Source organism: Bacteroides caccae (genome assembly GCF_002222615.2).
Classification (GTDB): Bacteria; Bacteroidota; Bacteroidia; order Bacteroidales; family Bacteroidaceae; genus Bacteroides; species Bacteroides caccae.
Genome location: NZ_CP022412.2, coordinates 3443933 through 3464077 on the forward strand (window position 1 = coordinate 3443933; position 20145 = coordinate 3464077).

Here is a 20145-nt window from a genome sequence, read left to right on the forward strand (position 1 = left end):
AAATGAGTGAAATTATAAATCCACAGGATGCCGAACTTGAGGAAATCATACTTGGCAGTTGCCTGATTGAAAGCAAAGCAATCACATTGATTGCAGATATACTACGACCGGAAGCTTTTTATAATGAAAAAAATCTGGAGATTTACGCTACGTTACAAAGTATGTATCGCAACGGACAGAAAATAGATATCATAACAGTCAAAGAAGAACTTGCCCGACGCGGCAAACTTGAATTCATCGGAGGACCTTACACGCTGGCACACATCAGCGGGCGTGTAGCTTCCAGTGCTCACCTCGAATATCATGCACGGATTCTTAAACAGAAATATATCCGTCGTGAAACGATTCTGGGATTCCACAAGCTTCTGGCGTTGGCTGCCGACGAAACCACCGATATAGACGATACATTGGCAGACGCTCATACCCTCCTTGACCGACTGGAAAATGAATGTGGAACTACCGAACATCTACGCTCCATGTTACAACTGATGGATGATACGATTAAACAAATAGAAGCGCGCATCAGCTCCAACAAGAATGGTATAACGGGGCTTCCTACCGGATTCTCCGATCTTGATCGCCTGACATGCGGCTGGCAACCAGGTGACGAGGTAGTCATTGCTGCCCGTCCTGCAGTAGGTAAAACGTCATTCGCCCTGCACCTGGCGCGTGCCGCTGCTTCTGCCGGTTATCACATAGCTATATTCAGTCTCGAGATGCTAGGAGAACGTTTGGGTGACCGCTGGTTACTGGCTGCTACCACCAATGTCAACCCCGACAATGTACGCAGCGGCCAACTTACACCCAGTGAACAGAGGCAACTGCACGCAGCAGCAGCTGAGTTGTCCCGTCTACCTATTCACATTGATGATAACCCGTCAGTGAGTATGGATTACGTTCGTTCTTCCGCCAAACTGCTACAAAGCAAAGGTGAATGCGACGGTGTCATCATTGACTACCTGCAATTATGTGACATGAAAAGTGATCGGAACAACCGCAACCGCGAGCAGGAAGTAGCCCAAGCCAGCCGTAAAGCCAAAATGCTGGCAAAAGAACTAAATATTCCCGTCATACTACTCAGCCAATTAAACCGTAATGTAGAAGGGCGTCCTGACAGTCGTCCTAGTTTGAGCGACCTGCGGGAAAGCGGAGCTATCGAACAAGACGCTGATCTGGTATTGATGCTTTCACGCCCTGCTCTTTCCGGACGTGACACAGACCGTAAAAGTACGTATCCAACTGAAGGACTGGGAGTGATAGATATTGTCAAACACCGCAACGGTACGACAAAAGAACTTTATTTCAGACATGACCCGAGTATGACAAAACTGGAGGACTACGTGCCCGGCATAGCCTGGATGAAAAAGAATACGACTGCCTGACCTGTTTCAACCGACCGTTTGACTTATATAAATCGAGCGGTCAATTCAACGTAAACGACTGTATGTTTACACTAAAACGACCGCTCCTTATTAAGAAAAGAAGCGGTCGTTTTCATTTAAAAGAGCAGTCATTTTACATCCGCATGTTCATGCATGAAAACGTATCCGTCCGGTTCCCCCAAATAACGTACGATAAGCCTGACTTCCCGCGCACTGAACATTTTCATTTTCGGATGAAAATCTCCTGCCATAAGTTCCTCCATTAAGGGCATACAATTACGCATCCAACGACGGAGCTTTGCTACAGATACGGGATTACTCAAATTCGGGAAATACATTCTCGCCAACTCAATCTTATCATAGCATCTCACATAAAATTTTACTTCTTCCATTTTATCCTACTTATTCTGTTATTAATGATATAAAGATAGTGTTTTTTACATACCTCAGCAAGTATTTAGTCAAATAAAATAACCACCGTTCAATAACGTTCACTGACGTTCATCACCCATTCTCAATATGGTATCTTTGCGGTGTAATCGATTACAGAGATATGATTTAAGAATTAAGAATCAATTAAAAAAGAAAGATTTATGGCACAGAAGTATGTCGTGGTAGAACGTAAAAATCCGTTAAAGCCACAAGAGCCGGCCAAGTTTTATGCAATGGCTCGTAGCAATCGCAGAGTGGATACAGACGAAGTTATCAGTCGTGTATCAGAGCGTTCCTCTTATTCTATCGGTGAGTTGAAAGGATGTATTACTGAGTTTCTGTTGGAAATGAAGAATCAGTTGTCATTGGGTAATATCGTCCTGCTTGGCGATATGGGGAGTTTCCGTGTAACGATTGTTACTGGTAATGCCAGCGAAACGGCAGAGAAATTCAAGGCGGCCACCTGTATCAAAATTTCCCGTGTCCGTTTTCATCCGGGAAGCATGCTTCTGGACATGTGTAAGGCAATGAAATATACACAAGTAAAGAAAGGTGAAGGAAGTGAAGGTGACGACGTTGTAGTACCTGATCCGGATGAAGACAAAGGACAAACACCGGACCCGAGCATATAAAATAACACGGTATTTATGCTTCACAGAGTTGCCGGTTTAATGCTGGCAACTCACAAGTCAACTCTATTTTTATAATCTCATTTTTATTTTCAATTATTTAAAATCAAAAGTCATGAAAAAATCAGTTTGGAAACAAATTTTACAAATCTTTATCACGGTAGCCACTTCAATCATCTCTGCCTTGGGGGTAACCTCTGGTGTAGCCCATATCTAAACGAACGAATAAGATGAAAGAGTTAAAAGAATTTTCTTCAGAAGAAGAATATGTGCCACGAAGCATTCAATATATTGTAGTACATTGCAGCGCTACGCGTGCCAACATCCCCTTTACAGAAGAACAATTACTCAAATGCCATTTGCAACGTGGTTTCAAATGCATCGGATATCATTTTTATATCACCAGGGACGGAGAACTTCATCACTGCCGTCCGGTATCAGAGCCGGGTGCGCATGTGCGAGGCTTTAACCGGCACAGCATAGGCATTTGCTATGAAGGCGGACTGGATGAAAATGGATACCCGGCAGACACTAGGACCCAGGCGCAGCGTTTTACACTACTCGATCTGTTAACTATACTCAGGCATCAGTATCCGAAAGCACAAATCCTGGGGCATTATCAACTTAGTGCTTCGATTCATAAAGCCTGTCCTTGTTTTGACTGTCGAAAAGAATATGCAGAATTATAAAAAATATCAACGATCTTCACAGACAGTCGATATAGTGGAAAATTTGCATCAGTCATTATCCTGATGCGAGGGTGTGGTCAAGAAATATATCACTATATAGTTTCCTAACCAGCATAGCTTCAAATATCTAAACAGCTACGGGAAATAGTACTTCACTGCCTCCCATAGCTGTTTTATCTTTATTTTTCCTGCCCATAACCATAGCCATACCCATACCGTTTGCCATAGCCGTAATGTTTGCTATACTTACCATAGCCATAATAATAGCCATATTTTCTTTTCTTCAGGTCTACTCCATTAATAATAGTACAAAGATTAGGCAACTTCTGTTCATGAGACAACTCATTGATCAATGTATATTCCGCTTTATGAGTATAGTCGGCACGACATACGTATACCGACAAATCAGCCACACGCCCTATCAATAAAGTATCGGTAACCATACCGACAGGAGCTGTATCCAGAATTACATAATCAAAATTGTTCTTGAGCATATCAATAGCTTTATCCAAGCCATCACGAGCCAACAATTCCGTCGGATTAGGAGGAACGGTTCCGCCCGGAAGAATAAACAGGTTCTTATTCACATCGGACGGTTGCACAAGACTCATCAGATCCATTTCCGGATTGGACAGATATTGAGTTATACCTTTCTCCTTGCTCGAAAGACTAAAAACCTTGTTCAATCCCGGCTTACGGATATCAAGACCTACAATCACAACTTTCTTCCCCAAAAGAGACAGGCTGATAGCCAGATTAGCCGAAGTGAAAGATTTACCTTCACCGCTGACCGTTGAAGTCACAAGGATTACTTTCCTGTCATTCTGAAGCATAAACTGGATATTCGTCCGGATGTTACGGAAAGTTTCGCTCATCAGGTTATTCTGGTTCTCGAATACGGCGATAGAACCGTCTTTGGCGTTCTTCTCATTAGTCAATGGGATATCACCCACAATCGGAACACTCGTCAGTTTCTCCACATCCGCATGGCCTTCGACCCTGAACTTCGTCAGGTCAATCAGGAAGATAACGGCAACAGGGATCACAAATCCCAAGACCAATGCAACCAAATAAATAATACCGCGCTTGGGAAATACCGGAATATCATCAGCGATTGCTTCATCTATTATCTTCGCATTATTGGCAGTGGCAGCCAGCATGATGGCATTCTCTTCACGCTTCTGCAACAACATCAAGTACAATCCGGCCTTTATTTCCTGCTGACGGGCTATACTCACATACCGGCGTTCCTGCCCCGGAGCGTCACTGATACGACGCATATAGCGTTTGGCTTCGCGGTCCAGATCAGCTTTGGTTATAAACAGCCCTTGGAGCGTGCCTTCAATGGTAGCCTGCACATTCGCCTTCGTCGCACGGATACTGGTATCCAAATTGACGATAGCCGGATTGCTCTCCGTAGAAGTGCGGAGCAGACGCTTACGTTCAATGAGCATCTCATTATAACGGTCGATCTGCGTGGCAAGGGCCGCGTCCTTCAAGCCGACATTGCTCGGTAACACTTCATATTCACTATGACTTAAATACCTCTTCAAATCCTCCACCAGGCTGATCTGAGTACGGTTTTCCACCTGCTTCTTCTCATATTCGGCATTACCGGATAAAGCGATTTGCGCGTCACTGCTCAAATCCGTTATTCCCGCGTCACGCTTGAAAGTTTCCAGGTCAGCTTCCGTGCTCCCCAGTTCCTTTGAGATAATGCCAATGCGTTCATCGATAAACTCCGCCGTTTTCTGCGCAATCTCATTCTTGTCATTATTCGTGTTGCGATTATACATCTCCAGCAACTGATTGATAAAATCCTGTCCGCGACGCAAGCTGGAATTCTTCAAGGAAACCGTTACCACAGAAGTCGTTTGCGAGGTAGGTACGATAACTAAATTTCCACAATATCCTCTTGCCACATTCATGGGACAGCTAATGGTAGCTGTGATATGCCGTGCGCCCTGAACTGAAGAAGCCCCCTCCACAGGGATAGAATCAGTAGCCTGAAAGAAAGAAATCGTTCCCCGGTCAGTAGGAAGAATGGCAGGCAACTTTTCGAAATGTTTCTGAATTTCCCTATCATCCATTTTCACGTTCACATCCAAACTGCCCTGTGGCTGTACCACCATTTCAACAACAATGTCTTTTTTCAGCTTTTCCGCTTCTTGCGGAGTCATGTTTACCTGCACCGGAGAAGTCTTGTACAACTCTTTCGAAGGGATGAGATCTTCATCCTTATAAGTCACATAGAGATTCAGATAATTGACAACTTCTTTTACAAGCGTCTTGGAACGCAGCACCTCTATTTCGTTATCTATACTTTGCGAAGAAGTGATTAATCCGCTAAGGCCCAGTTCATCCAAACCGCCCACATTATTTGAGGCTCCTCCTTTCTTATCATCCTTTATCAGAACCGTAGCCGAAATGTTATATACAGGAGTAGCAACATACAAATAAACATAGGCGGCAATCAAACAAGCCACCACCGTTCCTACGAACCAAGGCCAGTGGATCAGGCATTTGAAAAGCAGTTCCTTAATATCTATTTCCATATCCTCCGCTTCGCGCAATTTCTCGTTTGGTAGTTCCTCTTTCATTGTTCCGGTATTATCTTAAAATGTTATACAATAGACTGGCAATGGAAATCAGGATAGAAGTGGCGGAGAACCACAGGCTGGTACTGCTTCCGATGTCCGAATTACGGGCCTTGGCCTTGTTGGGAGTGACATAAATAATATCATTCTGTTGTAACCAGTAGTAAGGTGAAAGAATCGTCTCTGCCTTGTTCAAATCCAAGGTTACAATCTCCTGTCTGCCGTTAGCGTCCTCCCTTATTAATTTAATGTCATCACGCAGTCCATATACGGTCATATCTCCTGCCATGGCCAATGCTTCCAATAAGTTTACTTTCTCATTCGAGATAGTAAAAGTGCCGGGACGGGCAACTTCGCCGATCACTGAAATCTTATAATTCACCATGCGGACAGTCACAATAGGAATTTCCTTTATATAAGGCTTCAACTTTTCTACAATCATTTGTTCCGTTGCCTTCTTTGTCAACCCTCCCACATGGAGTTCACCCAATACCGGGAAGTTTATCTTTCCTTCATTATCCACCAGATATTGCTGCAGAACCGGCTGAGCGGTTGTATAGTTCGAAGCAACATTACCCTGTGTAGCAACTGTCAGATTGAAAGGAGCTGCCAATTCAGGACTGGTACATGACACCACAATGGTCAACAAGTCTTTAGGCATTATCTTCGCATCATACAGCTGTTCGTTCTGAACTCCATGCGATACGGCCTCTGCATCCTGCAGATAGGGGACTTTTTTATAAGACTGACAGCCAGTCATCACAAAAGCCAGCAATACAATTAAAAAGAATTTATTCATCTTATTTTTACTATTATTTATTAGAATTTCTTACCGAAAACAATACAGATAAAGGTCTTTATTAATATTTTAAAATCAAACCACCAGGAGCGATGTTGCAGATAAAACAAGTCATAACGTAAGCGACGTAACATCTTTTCTATCGTATCTGTATAACCGTTATAAAGCGTTGCATACGAAGTTACCCCGGGACGAATCTGATATAAAAAGCGGTAACGCGGATCATGTTCCATTATTTGGTCAATATAAAATTTACGTTCCGGACGGGGGCCTATAAAAGCCATATCACCACAGAAGACATTCCAAAGTTGCGGTAACTCATCCAAATGGTGTTCGCGTAAAAATTTACCCACTTTAGTTAACCTGGGATCTCTTCCGCCTTTATATAACTGAGGTCCCATAGATTCAGCATCCAGTCGCATACTGCGAAACTTATAAATATAAAACGGGCGGCCAAAACGACCGACACGCTCCTGTTTGAAGATAGCCGGGCCGCCATCCTCACGCTTCACCACCAGATAACAGATTAAGAACAATGGAGAAAATATTAATAATAAAACTCCCGCAATAATGCAATCCCCTATTCGCTTTACATTACGCTCAAAAGCATTCATTCCGTCCGGAATGAAGTCCTCACTATACCCCATATTTTTAAAAATTGAAAGAATTACCTTAATACTTTTTCGTATACCAAACTCCTCAAACCGTTTGGCATCATACGGACACAAAAACGGACACATACATTTCTTAAGAATACATGTAAACTGATTAAGCCCATTTGCAATATTTTTCTTTGAAACCGTATTTCACTTTTCGCATATTTCCATCCTCCGCGTCTTGCAGACATAGCACTTCCGCCCCGTACATTGACCAGCACGTCCTGTACATTATACAATTTCACCCCATTCTTTATCATTCTTGCCCACAACCAGTAATCCTCAAACAAGTAAAAATGCTGGTATCCTCCTGCATCAAGCACTTCTTTTTTACTAAACATTACTGTCATATGATTCAACGGATTTTTCAACTGACACATTCTTCTAAGCTCTCTATCTGTTTGTGGAAGCTTCCGATATGAAATTATACTTTGGGGATCATTATCAAATTCAGAAATCCATCCTCCTACAACAGAAACTTCCGGATTTTCTTCAAATACTTTTAATTGAGCTTCAAACCGGTTAGGTAACGATAGGTCATCACTATCCATACGTGCAACCAAATCATAAGTACATGCGGATAAGCCTATATTCAGCGCATTGCCCAACCCCATATTCTTAGCCAACCTTACTATTTTCAAAGTGTTATATTTCTCACAAAAATCGGTAATGACAGCCTCCAGCTCAGTTGTCAATGGACCATCTTCAACCAATACGACTTCTGTAGGTGGCACAGTCTGTTCAAACACACTATGCAAGGCAGATCTTAAATAATCGCTCTGCTCACGTGCATAGACTGAAATCAATACACTGAACTCCTTCATTATATTATAGATTTATAAAACTGAAAGTCTGTTTTAAATTTAACATTGGCTCGTAGCCAAAGCGATTTTGCCAAAAACCATATTAGCATAGTCCCTACATCTTCTTAAGATTTTTTCAAGTGTCCTTATACCACTTATAGAACACGTTATGGGGAACTTTATTCCTCAAACAGAAGGACTGCAGAGATTCTCCATGAGGCAAAGCTCACTCTGGTACTGAAAGTAAAACCTTTCAAGTTTGAGCCATTATTTGAGTGCTTACATACAGAGAATTTCATAAATGTAGATATACAGATTGTTACTTACCTAAGAGCAACAAAGACAAGCAACGGTTCTTTCCAATTAGAATATGACACAAGTAGCTTATTATTAAAACCATTATCCACATACCGCATACACATAACCAATAAGGCAGTTGTAGGGTATCAATATCAAGACAGGAAATAAGTAGAGTAATAACAGTTAGGTGGATAGCATAAATACTCAATGTCCCCCCATTTTGTATTATGCTGATTTACAAACACATACACCCCATCTATTCCTTGTAGGCATGAAAAGTCCTCTCCGGATGAAGCGTCCACATGTACGTAAAACTCCACATGAGGAGCTTTTAGCCGCTGTATTGTATGAAGCAGCAGCTCCGGGTTTTTATAAGTCAAAAAGAGATAGACAATATTCATATCTTCTATGTTATAGTTTTATCCATTTATCAGAAACAGGGTCTTCTATCGGTGAGTTCATCCACCTTTCGGGCGCGACCACCACCTTCTGCGGATTGCGGTTCAGCCAAGCTCCCCACCAGGAGAAAGAAGAGTTGGCAATGATATTGTGCCGGCACAGGCTCATCAACCGCATATCCACATAGCTTTCCGCACCCTTGTTCCAGTCTACATACACCACCTCCTTCCCCGGCAATAAAGCACGCAGATGGCTTTCGCACCAAGCCATATCGTTGGAAAAGACACAATACAGCTGCGGATTTACCCGCTCTTCCATGTAGTGTATCGCCCGTTTATAATAGTCCAAATCACAAATTCCCCGAAAAAGCGGATGGTTTACGTAATCCCCGCGGCGGACATGCAATGAAGCACTGTCGCTTGCCTGAAGCAGTGCCCCTATTTCCTTGTTCCGCCCGTCGACCGGCTCCGGAAAGGAGAATGCTTCCCAAATAGTTTCCTTCATGTCGCAAAAATATTCCTCATGCTGCCAATAACCGTCATAGTAACAGTCTCCTTTACGTGTTAAAACGGCAGCATCAAAGGAGAAGTTTTTCCGCTCCACGCACATGGTTTTACGTTTTGGCAGAATGTATTTCCCTATTTTCCAGAACCGGTAATTCGGATATGGATATGCCACTTTCAAAATATTCCTCCATGAAGCGACGGGGGCTTTTTGTGCAAATATCCGGTCTACCTCAAAACCATTGTGCAGGGGATAGTTCCTGAAACAGGATGTATCTATCATCACCTGCTCATGAGGGAACCGCTCTTTCAATGAAAGGAACAAGGCATACTGGAACATCTGGTTTCCCAGACCTCCGAGAATTTTTACGATTTTCATTATCTGATAAGTTTTTAAAGATACCAGCGAATCGCTCTATAAATGACACTGACTGTTTTTTTCAGTTTCCCCTTCAATGAGTAATCACGTCCTTTGTTAAAGTAAGGATCAAGTTTTACTTTGTCACGGAAAATAATTTTAGGTGAAAAATCACATGTAATCCACTCTTCCGGGAAACAATATTCGGCAGAAAGCACTTTGCAGTCATGAGTCCGGAAATATTTGTTGATATGGCTTTCATCATGGACTAACGCCACGATACCTTTTTCATAATCGGCATGGATATTCTCCGACAGAGTTTCTGCCATTTCCAAATAGTCGGCAGCTTCTCCTCCGTTTATTCCACCCATATAATAGATATATGGCTTGTCTTCCCGGGGAGGTATATACGCCGATGAATGCTTGTTACGTTCGTAGGGATAAAATGCCGGATGCTTGAAAGGCTTACGCTTGCCCGGCCACTCTGCCCCTACAAGCTTTTCCCCATTCAGCGGCAATAACTCCTTTCCTACAGGAGCTTTAAACTCCGCATTGCTATTGAAAAAGTAAATATAATCCGTCTTCTCTAATTCTTGTCTCACTTGTAGGAACATATCGAAGCGGAAAAGAGAGTCTGCCGGAAAGCCTGCGCACTCTTTTTTTATCAAGTGTACATTGGCTTCGTCGGACAAAGACATATCATCCGTGAATACATAGTATTCCAATTGGGCAATATCCTTTAGCAGATACTTCTCACACGATTCAAAGAAACCCTTGAAAAATTGGTTGTACTTGCCTGTACATATATATAGAATAGCTACTTTCATACTCTATTGCTTCATTTTATTTCCGTTGACATGTTCTAATATCCACTGTTTGTCATAATGGTCTTGCAATATTACAGGTACCGGCATGGCGATATACTGATATCTGGAATTCAGTATAATGGATCTATAGTTTACGGTATTACACAGAGTTGTCATTATTCCGCACCATAAAAGAATTGTTATAAACCGTTTCCTAATGTAGAAGTGCTGTTCTATTTCCAGTAAAAGGAAAATGCCTATGGTGGAAAGTACAAATGTCAGTCTGTACAGCATTGTCATATTGGAAATGAACATTACAGCCATCCCTATCCACACCGCAGCCATACGCGTCCATCTGCATGAGTGATACTGGGCGACTCTGGTGGGATTAAAGTATTGATATACAAGCACTAATAGAGGAAGAAGAAACAATCTGACACCAATGGTAAGAATAAAACCATAAATAGTGATAGCAGAATTGTCGGAAACGCTGTTGCCTCCCCCGAAATACCAGTCCGCGCGCCGTCCCAATAAGTAACTGAAGTGTGAAATTATAGGAATTAACACAACAGAAAGCAAGCCGAAAAATACGATTGTCTTCCGTTTGGTGGAGCACAGCCAATACAACAGTACACTTATAGGAATGAAGAATGCGAATGATACATGAATTTGTGTGGCGAACAAGGCAAAAAATAAAGCCGGAAGCCAGGACTTCTTATTGAACACCAAATGCAAGGCGTAAATATACTGACAAACGGCAAAACCGTATCGTACCCCGCTGGTAGTCATGATGAACTCAAAGAACAGATACATGATGCAGAAACGCATGAAGACTTCCCCGTATGTATATTCACGCTCCGATGTTTCAATCATATAATTGAATATGACTGTCAGCAAGAAGAAACTCTCTGTTACTGAAAACAACCGGAGATATTGATATGGAATGTTGCCGTTTACCAATATCCAGTTTACGATAGGGATAAAGTAATCCGCGGACTGCTTGTTCACATACACATAAGAGAAAGGTTTGTCTAAATAGTGATAAATATTGAGTGAATGCCTGAACAAGTCGGACAATGGAACTTGTAGCCATGCAAGGAATCCTAAGAATAAGGCAAAGAAAAAGTACGCGCTACGCTCTTGCCTATATATTCCCAACAGAATGTAAGGCAACGCCAGCAACGGCGACAGCAAGAACAATGTCGCTACCGTCACCGTATACAGTCGTATATAACCATTATAATACATGATATGAGCTATTACTAATATCCGAACAATGTTTCTTGATGCTCTAAACTGAAATCAAAGAAACTGTACGGAACAAGATGAAACCATTCATCTCTATAAATCAAGACAATGAGTATTCGCAAAACCAATATCGCGACAACCGCATATTTTAATATTTTCAATCGCTTGGCCGCTTCCTCCTGATACAGGCTGTTTATAAAGAGTACAACCGCATATTGCGAGAAGAACATACCGAAGCGGAAAAGGGCTAAAACATGGAAGTGCCCATATGTTGACAATCAATGCTGACAAGGCGAATGAAACATATAATTTGTCCTTTTCAATCTCTTCTTTATACTTGTTGCCGTAAATATAATAAAACAACAGGCACGCAAGTATGAATAATGTATCCAACAATTGCGCCAAGGGAACCGCCTCCCGCTCCATGCCTGTTACCAAGTATTTACTATCACCATAGCACCAATAAAATATATATGACACGGATACAGCCAATGACTGCCTGATTGCGCTATAACATCCGAGCAGGAGTGTACTTGTCATCAGGACAAAAACAGCAAACGCGACATGTGAAGTCGACTTATTCAGAAACCATAACAGGGAAGCGGTCGTTATGAATGAAGTGATGATAATGAGAGAATACGGCTCTTTTGAAATGACCAGTCCTATAATTCTAAGAAATATCTGAAATCCTTCCTCGAAATTAGAGGAAGAGTCAAAAGTGTACCAAGGTGTATTGTCGAATGGCGTGTTGGAGAACAAGTGCCTTACATGTCTGTAATAATGCGCCGTGTCGTTTAATATTGGTAAGTCTCTAAATCCAAAGAATATAAACAGCAGAAGAAAACACATGACGATTTGTGTATTTTTCTGCACCTTTTCTCCTTTAAAATGCCAAGATATATACTCAACAAGCAAAAAGGAGAGACAAAACAGGATTATAACTGACATTTCATTTCGCTATTAAACAACCTTATCCATAGTTTTACCACGTTTTCAGGCATAAGACGTTCCATTGAGTTCATCACATTCATCACATAATCCACTTTAAAATTATCCGCCAAACGTAATACCTTATCAGCATACTTATCTATATCAAACGGCTTCACAAGAAAGCCATTCTTGCCATCCTCAATTATTTCATGTATGCTTTCAAAAGAATCAAAAGCAATGGGTACGCAACCGAATTGCATCGCTTCTGTCAATACAAGTCCCCATCCTTCATGATTGCTAGTCAAACAAAAAATGGAAGACTCTTTGTAATATTTGATAGGATTTGCAAACCCTGCAAACTCTACACGCTGCAATGATAGTTTTTTACTCAATTGTTTCATTTCATTGCTAAATGGTCCGTCACCAACAATCACAAGATTCCAATCCGGTAATTGTTCTTGTAGCTTTTTCCAAACTAACAAAATACGATCCGGCCTTTTTTGGGAAAAAAGTAGCCTACCACACCATAATAGCTGTTTCTTTTTCTGATAGTTATTCATCTCATAGGGAAATGATAACATATTATTAATAGCTGTTAGTTTAGAGGATTCTTTTATACCAGACAATTTGATATATGATTCCTTAAATTCATTACTTAATAATACAATCCTGTCACTATTAAGATACAGATTCTTGTACATCCGACATTGATCATACATGAAAATGTAACGGAGAGGGAAACGTGTACATACATCCCGCAAAAGATTAATAATATTCTCTTTTAAAGACAAATATTTGAAACTCACAAGATTTCTATTTCCTTTTATTCGCATATCTGGCGAGAAATGCAATACAGAAATCAGTTTCACACCGGACAAACTTTTTACTTCATAACAAGTACGGTTATAAAGTTCCGAATGGGAATTCTGATTCAACAATATATCCACCTTTTCCTCTTTTAGAATATGTGCCAACGCCTGTACGTTCTCGATGCAATAATCCAAAGTTTTAGGTAGGAGCACTTGTTTGGCTGGTAGTGTATAAGGTTTGCTGTAAGGAGATTTCCGACAAGCGACAAACAGCACTTCTACCCCTTCCTTTATCAGTCCCTCGGCCAATGAAACAGAAACACGCTCAATCCCTCCGATAGTGGGATTAAACTCTTGTACATTACAGATTGCTATCTTCATGCGAGTATGGATTTCAAATAATTCAATGAACTTTCCCGATAAGCAGAAAGCCGTTGATTGACAGTCTCATAATTTATAGAAGGAGCAGCAATTGCATCATCCACATCATTAACGATACGCCGTTTTATTCCAAGAATGTCCAGCAGATTAGATATCCTGAAAACCTTGGAAGGTTCACTGATATATACATAGAACGGCTTGCCGAACAACATGGAGAAAACGGTAGCGTGAAAGCTGTCCGTTATGACTACTTTTGCAGAGGCTATGGCATACAACCATTCTTCTATGGGAAGAAATTCCATGTTTTTCTTTCGTTCCGGTTGCAAATACCCGTAATGCTTACGGATAGGAAGTCCTGTCTTAACAGATAACCCTTTGGCAAAAGCATTCATTTCTGCGGTATCGGATAATGAAAGAAACAATATCTCGTTTCTTTCTTCCACTTTGTGCGGCAATAAGTCTCTGTAACTTTCAAGCAACAATGTCGGGTCAATCACTTCCACCGCATCAATCCCGTTACGTTGCAGAAACTCTACCCCGAATTTCTCACGAACTGCAATTCTCTTGAATAAAGAGAGGGCTTTCATATCCAATTCGGATTTTCTTCTCTCCTCGTCCTTGATGTTGCCGAAACTGGCCGCGTATGCATACCTGTTTTTTACATCGTTCTTCAGAAAAGAAAAACAGAAAGCTGTCCGTAAGTTCTGGGTTATCCCCGGATTCCAAACCTGGTCGCTGCCTATCAGATAATAGTCGTCCTTATTCCACGGGTAGGACTCCAGCTCAGCTGTAGTATGAAAATTACCTATCTGATTGGGACAATGCTTCCTGCTGAATCGCTCCGCCAGCGCAAAACAATGTGAGTATCCCTTCATCCACTTATGCAGACCAAGCAATACCCTGTATTTGAGGCTGTAAGGGAAACGACTGTAATCCATGTCCAAATTGATGATGTAGGGTACATGACCGAGATTCTCTATTGTCTTGTACAAGGCGTATGCCTGTAGTACAGCTCCATAGTTCGGTTCTTTGTGTATGGTGAGGATATTTACATTGTGCATAATTGATAATTTTTATTTAGTGCGACCGATGTGTTCAGTTATTTTTCGCTGGACACTTTCCGGCAGAATGGCTTTGGCGATTCTTTTTGCAATGCCTTTCGCCGATTCGTTCAATGTGTTCATATACAGAATCGAGGCGTTTTCGTCCACTTCGTTGGTAAAAGCTTCCCAAACCAAAGGTTTGTCCGTCAGTTTGCAGGATGTGAACCAATCTATGTTCTCAAGAAAACTTTTTTTATCGGTTGACGCACGATATTCAAATCCTAAAGCACCGACAAAATCACGGACCAATCTCGGCGATTGTGCGCCGAAATGACCACGAGCCGCAAAATATTCATTGGCGGCATCACCGAACTTGAAAGCCGGATGAAGGTAATTTTTAAACTCTATTCCTTCTCCGTTATTTACAAGAAGAATTCTTATGTTATTTTTAATATAGTGGTTGCCAAGGGCGTTGAGATCATAAAAGAAAGCTAAATCGCCCACCACTAAAAAAGATATTTTTTGGGGGGCATTAAATGAAGCTCCAACAAGTGCCGATATAGGTCCGTCAATACCAAATCCGCCGGTATTACATTGGAAATGAACGCTGCCGGGAATATTAAAGTAATTCCATGAACGCAGAGAGTTCAAGATACCGACATGGAGAATTGATTCGTCCGGCAGCTTTCCCGATAGTTGGCTTGCCATCCAGATATTCGAAAAAGGTATGGCGTCGACATTGATTTTGGCGCGTGTAGTCTCTATTTCCGTCCGGCATTCTTCAAGGAAAGTGTTTTTTGCTTTTGCCGGGACATCCATAGAAGCATAATGACGGAAAAACCATTCTTCTTCGGTTTGAAATACATATTTCAACTTTCTAAAATGGTCGCGAAGTTCACCGTCAGGATTTACCCGCCACACTTCTTGTGGAAAAGCCTTCATATATGCTCCGGACACTTCTCCGATGTGTATGAGGAGACCTACATGATTAATCTCACAATCTCTTTGCGATTGAGAACTTAATAAGGGGAGCAACACTTTAAACCGCCCATTATAGCCACTCGTATTATCGCAAAAAACCACAGCACCGTATTTCTCGCAAAAGGCATCGACAGCTTCTGTCAGGCCTGAAGTGAACCGTGAATGGTTACCCACGAATATGGCTATACGCGCGAAATCGCCTAATGGAGGAAGAACGTCAGTGTAGCCAAACCGGAATATGGCATTGGCCGGAATAATTTCTTTCACAGTATAATCACCGGACACAAGCGTCACACAATTAATATGTGCCGGTCCGCCACCATTACGGCGCAACGCAAGAATGGCTTTGTTGGCTTTTATCGTATTGCCCCATTCATCATCAGCATCTTTACAAAATTGAAGATGAACACTGCAAACGTATGTATCTTGCGGATGGCTCAAACGATTGATCGTTTGAGGATTTAAGTGTCCGTATGTATCCACCTCACGGGCACCGGTTATGGCAAGTACAGGCAATTTGCGGTAATGCGCTTCAGTTATCGCCGGGAAATAGTCTCGTGAAGCTGTCGCACCCGTACAAGTGATAACAACCGGCTCACCGCTTTCTGCGGCTAAGCCGCATGCCATGTATGCGGCAGAACGTTCATCAACACAAGAGATAACATCGAACCATTTGTCATATTGGACACTGGCCACGAATGGCATGTTGGTTGTTCCCGGAGAAGCGATGATTTTCTTTATTCCATGTTGTTTCAAAAGAGAAACAAGGATTTGCACATTGCGTTCAGCGCTATAATATTTAGTTTCCATAGATTTATTTTCCGATAACCAAAAATATGCGATTAAACAACGGTTTTGGCATATATCTCACAAGCAATTGTTTTACTCTGTTTTTAATACCCCTTATATTTTGCAATGGTACATACGAATTTGCAAGCCGGGCATGACAAGGAGCCGGGATTGACCTGAAGTTTTCCCTTTTAAGGAATTCGGTAAGACAATGCTCCAACCCCTTTTTCACTTCCGTAAATTTCAAATCCGGCAAAACGCCCATCAACTTGGCATTATTGAATCTTCTGTTGTAAAGCCGATCGTACTTTGCGTGCCATTGCCCTTGTCTGAACCTGAGATTCAAACTTTCATCCGTCCATTTTACACGCATTTTTATGTTTCGCTCACGAAGAAGAACCATCTTATATATATCGAGAATCTCATTCCACTTCAACGATTGATTCGTTGTTATGGTAAAGTCCTCGCCGAACGCTTTGTCATTCCCGATCAGTTTACTTATGGCAAAAGCTACATCTTTCGCAAAAGTAAGTGTGGTGTATTGTTGTGCTATATCTTTACTGAACAAGACCTCTCCACCGTTAAGACAGCGCCATAACCACAACTCTTTCTCATAACATCCCAGTTGCAAACGATTAGAGTTAAAAGTTATATAGGGCCTTACAATTGTCCAGTTTGTCAATCCGGTCTGTCGCAATATATTTTCACATAACGCCTTGTTTATCGGATATGGCTTTACTGCCAAAAGCTCTTTATCGGTAGTTACGTCGAGCAAACGTGGGGTCTTTTCTGTGATTATCTCATCCAAATCAGAGTATTCTGTAGCCGATGACAAAAAGAAATATTGGTCAGTAGACTTTAGCAGCAAACCAATCCTTTGCCGGAATACCGATTCGCTATATATCATAAAATCAATGACAGCGTCCCAATGATTCCGCATAAGGATGTTTTCCAGTTCACTTTGGTTCAGTACATCGGCTTTCAAATATTGTACATTTTCTTCTGATGAATGCTCTGAACGAGACGTAACACAAATTTGGATGTCCTGATTTTGTCTCAAAATGGCAATAAGTGGAGTACCTATCGCACCTGTTCCTCCTAATATCAAGATTTTCATCGCACAAATTTTATCTTTCGCATAAATGAATTAAAATAGTTCCGCTCATAATTGTTAAGAGACAGTCTGTATGATACAGGCAGATAAAACACAGAGAAAGCGATAATACCCAAGCCCAATTTGCCCCAATCGGAAAAATCAGTATATGGCAATATCAACAGACCTGCTACAACAAACAATGAGGGCACCAAAGACATCTTTAATATTTCTATCCAAAACTGCCGTACATTTATTCCGATTACCCGGGCATACATCTTGTTCAATATCGGTCCGTATGTGATTACGATGCATAAGAAAATGGGGAAAGAACACCCCACGGCACCCCAATATTTCGCACAAGGGAATATGGCGACGAAGCTCAATAATGAAGCGAATATCACAATAATCGTTTTCCTTTTCATCTTATTGTATGCCATCAATATGGAATTCCCCAGATTCTGTATTGAGGGGATTGTGGTACATACAAAAATCATCAAAGTAATGTAGTAGACAGACATATACTCTTCACCTACCCAAAGGGTTATAAATGATTTTCCGAATATCACAAAACCCACTATAATGTACGATATTACCGCATATTGGATTCGTCCTGTTTTTATGAATAAATCCGATATTTCTTTGGCAGTGGTATTGGAAGTAACCATCCGTGTAACCTTTGGAAGGAATACTGAACTTATGGCCGAAGAAAACAGATAAAACATTCCCTTTAATTGAATGGCTAACGAAAAAATCGCTACCATTGTTGTCCCTTGAAAGATTCCTAATGCCCATTGTCCCGAGTTCCAATAAAACTGTTCGGTTATAGCCGCAAGAAAAATCCAAAAAGAGTAAAATAGGATTTCTCTGAAAAAGTTCCAATTCATTTTTCCAAAGACAATCTTTATTTTGAGTTTATGCCGGCAATAAAAAGCATTGCCGAACAGAAATGCAATATTGAATATGGTTTGTACAACTACTAATCCAATAGCTTTATACCCCAATCTTAAAATCACAATCATTACAATGGTAGATAGAACGATACGGGCTATTTGGGCTAATTTTTGGAAAATAAAATTTTCATACGCATTTATTATTGATCCGTAAACACTAAGCGGAAAGGTCAAGGCAAGATTTATCAATAATATTAACAGTAGAATTTTTGCTTTCGACAGTTCTTCCGGCGACATGGATTTGTCGAATAGATTATCCACATTGAAGCAAAGGATTATTCCAATACACAAAGCAAATAGACCTATGGCACAAAACAACTTCAAAAACATTCCAAACATTTCATATTGTTCAGTCGTTTTGTTTTCCGTCCGAAACTTTGCGGTGTATCTTACGATAGCATTGCCAAATCCGAAATCCAAAATGGTCAGATAGGAAATTACTGATGCAACCAGTGAGAATAAACCATACTCATTTTGGCCCAACATACGTAACATATATGGGGTGTATAGTAATCCTACTAAAGCATTTATTCCTATTATGACGTAGTTAAGAGCGGCTCCGGCCTTAATTTGGTTCTCCATTTTTTAATTCATATTTAAATGCTTCAGAACTTCTTGCCAAATACGTTGGAACGGAACGTGTTGAGCAGAATCTTGAAGTCGAACAGCCACGAACGGTGGCCCCAATAATAAAGGTCGTACTCCAGCCGGCGCAACATCTTTTCCATGGTGTCAGTATAGCCGTTGTAAGCACTCAATTTAGGGCACCCCCCTTTGAAAGGGCAGTTGGAAGTGCCCTAAACTGAGTTGAATTAAAAATTTGTTCTAGATTTAACATTGCCCCGTAGCCAAAGCGATTTTGTCAGGAATCATACAGCATAGTTCCTGCACCCGTTAAAGTTATTTTAATAGAAACACTTCAAGAGCGTATGTTGAACACTAAACTTTCGGAGTATCATTGATTAAGTGAATAGGCTCTACATAACCGATCGGCATATCAACACAGGCACAACCGAGCATATTCAAACGGACAGCAATCTTACTCTTACTCCCGACAGTCACCAGTTCGCCGACAAGACCGCTCAAAGGACCTTTTATGACACGGACCTTCTCACCACGGGCCAAAGGAGAGTCATTCATACAGACGGCTTCATCAGAATAATCGAGCATGAAACGGAAACGGGCCATTTGCTCGTCGGGAATTACGGCAGGAGTACTTTCACCACGCATCACCATATAACGGCTGACAGTGGAAAAGGAAAGAACTTCCATACGCTCCTTGGGAGTCACATGAACGAAAACCATCATCGGAAGCAAGACGGTATCCACCAGCTTACGACGGTCGCTCCATTGATGAATCTGTTGCTGAACGGGAACAAAAGAATCAATTCCCATTTTGGATAAACGTTCGGATACCTTCTTCTCGTGATGCATACGAACGAGAGCGACATACCAACGTTTTGAGTGTGCTACGCCTTCCCCTGTCCCACAACTAGGCCCGGCATTGACTGACTTCTTTTCTTGAAAAATCATATTTTTTTACCCCAATTTTATCCGTTACTTTA

19 protein-coding genes and 1 pseudogene are annotated in these 20145 nt (G+C 41.4%); 4 read left to right on the forward strand and 16 right to left on the reverse strand.

Annotated features, from left to right (window positions below):
* Positions 1 to 2 precede the first annotated feature (2 nt).
* The gene (gene dnaB / locus CGC64_RS14155; RefSeq protein ID WP_005675717.1) at positions 3 to 1382 is read left to right on the forward strand and encodes a replicative DNA helicase; all 1380 of its coding nucleotides are present in this window, start codon (positions 3 to 5) and stop codon (positions 1380 to 1382) included.
* Between the two features lie 128 nt (positions 1383 to 1510).
* On the opposite strand, the gene CGC64_RS14160 is transcribed toward dnaB, so the two are convergent.
* Positions 1511 to 1774 (reverse strand): DUF4248 domain-containing protein, encoded by a 264-nt coding sequence (locus CGC64_RS14160; protein WP_005675716.1) that lies wholly within the window; start codon positions 1772 to 1774, stop codon positions 1511 to 1513.
* Positions 1775 to 1975: 201 nt separating this feature from the next.
* Here CGC64_RS14160 and CGC64_RS14165 point away from each other — a divergent pair, with 201 nt between their 5' ends.
* The 3 genes from CGC64_RS14165 (at position 1976) to CGC64_RS14170 (ending at position 3132) form a co-directional block, all read left to right on the forward strand.
* The gene (locus tag CGC64_RS14165) at positions 1976 to 2446 is read left to right on the forward strand and encodes an HU family DNA-binding protein (RefSeq protein WP_005675715.1); all 471 of its coding nucleotides are present in this window, start codon (positions 1976 to 1978) and stop codon (positions 2444 to 2446) included.
* A 112-nt stretch (positions 2447 to 2558) separates the two neighbouring features.
* Positions 2559 to 2660, forward strand: coding sequence for a smalltalk protein (locus CGC64_RS18855; protein ID WP_149882532.1), 102 nt, complete (start codon positions 2559 to 2561; stop codon positions 2658 to 2660).
* 13 nt (positions 2661 to 2673) lie between these two features.
* Positions 2674 to 3132: an N-acetylmuramoyl-L-alanine amidase gene (locus CGC64_RS14170; protein ID WP_005675714.1), complete on the forward strand. Its 459-nt coding sequence runs from the start codon at positions 2674 to 2676 to the stop codon at positions 3130 to 3132.
* Positions 3133 to 3311: 179 nt separating this feature from the next.
* On the opposite strand, the gene CGC64_RS14175 is transcribed toward CGC64_RS14170, so the two are convergent.
* The 15 genes and pseudogenes from CGC64_RS14175 to CGC64_RS14245 form a co-directional block, all read right to left on the reverse strand.
* Positions 3312 to 5732, reverse strand: a complete 2421-nt coding sequence (locus CGC64_RS14175) for a GumC family protein (RefSeq protein WP_005675712.1) — start codon at positions 5730 to 5732, stop codon at positions 3312 to 3314.
* A gap of 10 nt (positions 5733 to 5742) precedes the next feature.
* Entirely contained in the window at positions 5743 to 6528 is a 786-nt protein-coding gene (locus tag CGC64_RS14180; protein ID WP_005675711.1) for a polysaccharide biosynthesis/export family protein, read from the reverse strand.
* A 20-nt stretch (positions 6529 to 6548) separates the two neighbouring features.
* A complete protein-coding gene (locus CGC64_RS14185) occupies positions 6549 to 7175 on the reverse strand; it encodes a sugar transferase (RefSeq protein WP_005675709.1) in 627 nt (208 codons plus the stop codon).
* A 20-nt stretch (positions 7176 to 7195) separates the two neighbouring features.
* Positions 7196 to 8008, reverse strand: coding sequence for a glycosyltransferase (locus CGC64_RS14190; protein WP_005675708.1), 813 nt, complete (start codon positions 8006 to 8008; stop codon positions 7196 to 7198).
* Between the two features lie 690 nt (positions 8009 to 8698).
* Complete coding sequence (locus CGC64_RS14195) at positions 8699 to 9568, reverse strand: alpha-1,2-fucosyltransferase (protein WP_005675707.1); 870 nt, start codon at positions 9566 to 9568, stop codon at positions 8699 to 8701.
* A 14-nt stretch (positions 9569 to 9582) separates the two neighbouring features.
* Positions 9583 to 10374 (reverse strand): family 6 glucosyltransferase, encoded by a 792-nt coding sequence (locus CGC64_RS14200; protein WP_005675706.1) that lies wholly within the window; start codon positions 10372 to 10374, stop codon positions 9583 to 9585.
* A 3-nt stretch (positions 10375 to 10377) separates the two neighbouring features.
* Positions 10378 to 11601 carry an EpsG family protein gene (locus CGC64_RS14205; RefSeq protein WP_005675705.1) on the reverse strand — a complete coding sequence of 408 codons (1224 nt, stop codon included), beginning with the start codon at positions 11599 to 11601 and terminating at the stop codon, positions 10378 to 10380.
* A 93-nt stretch (positions 11602 to 11694) separates the two neighbouring features.
* On the reverse strand, positions 11695 to 12549 hold the full coding sequence (locus tag CGC64_RS14210) for an EpsG family protein (protein WP_005675704.1): 855 nt from the start codon (positions 12547 to 12549) through the stop codon (positions 11695 to 11697).
* Positions 12537 to 13721, reverse strand: a complete 1185-nt coding sequence (locus tag CGC64_RS14215; RefSeq protein WP_005675703.1) for a glycosyltransferase — start codon at positions 13719 to 13721, stop codon at positions 12537 to 12539. The genes CGC64_RS14210 and CGC64_RS14215 overlap by 13 nt, the downstream gene beginning before the upstream one ends.
* Positions 13718 to 14782 (reverse strand): polysaccharide pyruvyl transferase family protein, encoded by a 1065-nt coding sequence (locus CGC64_RS14220; RefSeq protein WP_005675702.1) that lies wholly within the window; start codon positions 14780 to 14782, stop codon positions 13718 to 13720. Before CGC64_RS14220 ends, CGC64_RS14215 begins: the two co-directional genes overlap by 4 nt.
* Positions 14783 to 14794: 12 nt before the next feature.
* Positions 14795 to 16555, reverse strand: coding sequence for a thiamine pyrophosphate-binding protein (locus CGC64_RS14225; RefSeq protein WP_005675701.1), 1761 nt, complete (start codon positions 16553 to 16555; stop codon positions 14795 to 14797).
* 4 nt (positions 16556 to 16559) lie between these two features.
* A complete protein-coding gene (locus CGC64_RS14230) occupies positions 16560 to 17651 on the reverse strand; it encodes an NAD-dependent epimerase/dehydratase family protein (protein WP_005675700.1) in 1092 nt (363 codons plus the stop codon).
* The gene (locus CGC64_RS14235; protein WP_005675699.1) at positions 17648 to 19162 is read right to left on the reverse strand and encodes an oligosaccharide flippase family protein; all 1515 of its coding nucleotides are present in this window, start codon (positions 19160 to 19162) and stop codon (positions 17648 to 17650) included. The genes CGC64_RS14230 and CGC64_RS14235 overlap by 4 nt, the downstream gene beginning before the upstream one ends.
* A gap of 23 nt (positions 19163 to 19185) precedes the next feature.
* Positions 19186 to 19329, reverse strand: a pseudogene (locus CGC64_RS14240) (sugar transferase); the annotation flags it as partial.
* 190 nt (positions 19330 to 19519) lie between these two features.
* Positions 19520 to 20113, reverse strand: coding sequence for a UpxY family transcription antiterminator (locus tag CGC64_RS14245; RefSeq protein WP_005675697.1), 594 nt, complete (start codon positions 20111 to 20113; stop codon positions 19520 to 19522).
* Positions 20114 to 20145: the final 32 nt, after the last annotated feature.

Bases quoted from the DNA above. Each gene is read 5' to 3' on its own strand.
- dnaB (WP_005675717.1), top strand. From the start codon at position 3: ATGAGTGAAATTATAAATCCACAGGATGCCGAACTTGAGGAAATCATA.
- CGC64_RS14160 (WP_005675716.1), bottom strand. From the start codon at position 1,774: ATGGAAGAAGTAAAATTTTATGTGAGATGCTATGATAAGATTGAGTTG.
- CGC64_RS14165 (WP_005675715.1), top strand. From the start codon at position 1,976: ATGGCACAGAAGTATGTCGTGGTAGAACGTAAAAATCCGTTAAAGCCA.
- CGC64_RS18855 (WP_149882532.1), top strand. From the start codon at position 2,559: ATGAAAAAATCAGTTTGGAAACAAATTTTACAAATCTTTATCACGGTA.
- CGC64_RS14170 (WP_005675714.1), top strand. From the start codon at position 2,674: ATGAAAGAGTTAAAAGAATTTTCTTCAGAAGAAGAATATGTGCCACGA.
- CGC64_RS14175 (WP_005675712.1), bottom strand. From the start codon at position 5,732: ATGAAAGAGGAACTACCAAACGAGAAATTGCGCGAAGCGGAGGATATG.
- CGC64_RS14180 (WP_005675711.1), bottom strand. From the start codon at position 6,528: ATGAATAAATTCTTTTTAATTGTATTGCTGGCTTTTGTGATGACTGGC.
- CGC64_RS14185 (WP_005675709.1), bottom strand. From the start codon at position 7,175: ATGGGGTATAGTGAGGACTTCATTCCGGACGGAATGAATGCTTTTGAG.
- CGC64_RS14190 (WP_005675708.1), bottom strand. From the start codon at position 8,008: ATGAAGGAGTTCAGTGTATTGATTTCAGTCTATGCACGTGAGCAGAGC.
- CGC64_RS14195 (WP_005675707.1), bottom strand. From the start codon at position 9,568: ATGAAAATCGTAAAAATTCTCGGAGGTCTGGGAAACCAGATGTTCCAG.
- CGC64_RS14200 (WP_005675706.1), bottom strand. From the start codon at position 10,374: ATGAAAGTAGCTATTCTATATATATGTACAGGCAAGTACAACCAATTT.
- CGC64_RS14205 (WP_005675705.1), bottom strand. From the start codon at position 11,601: ATGTATTATAATGGTTATATACGACTGTATACGGTGACGGTAGCGACA.
- CGC64_RS14210 (WP_005675704.1), bottom strand. From the start codon at position 12,549: ATGTCAGTTATAATCCTGTTTTGTCTCTCCTTTTTGCTTGTTGAGTAT.
- CGC64_RS14215 (WP_005675703.1), bottom strand. From the start codon at position 13,721: ATGAAGATAGCAATCTGTAATGTACAAGAGTTTAATCCCACTATCGGA.
- CGC64_RS14220 (WP_005675702.1), bottom strand. From the start codon at position 14,782: ATGCACAATGTAAATATCCTCACCATACACAAAGAACCGAACTATGGA.
- CGC64_RS14225 (WP_005675701.1), bottom strand. From the start codon at position 16,555: ATGGAAACTAAATATTATAGCGCTGAACGCAATGTGCAAATCCTTGTT.
- CGC64_RS14230 (WP_005675700.1), bottom strand. From the start codon at position 17,651: ATGAAAATCTTGATATTAGGAGGAACAGGTGCGATAGGTACTCCACTT.
- CGC64_RS14235 (WP_005675699.1), bottom strand. From the start codon at position 19,162: ATGGAGAACCAAATTAAGGCCGGAGCCGCTCTTAACTACGTCATAATA.
- CGC64_RS14245 (WP_005675697.1), bottom strand. From the start codon at position 20,113: ATGATTTTTCAAGAAAAGAAGTCAGTCAATGCCGGGCCTAGTTGTGGG.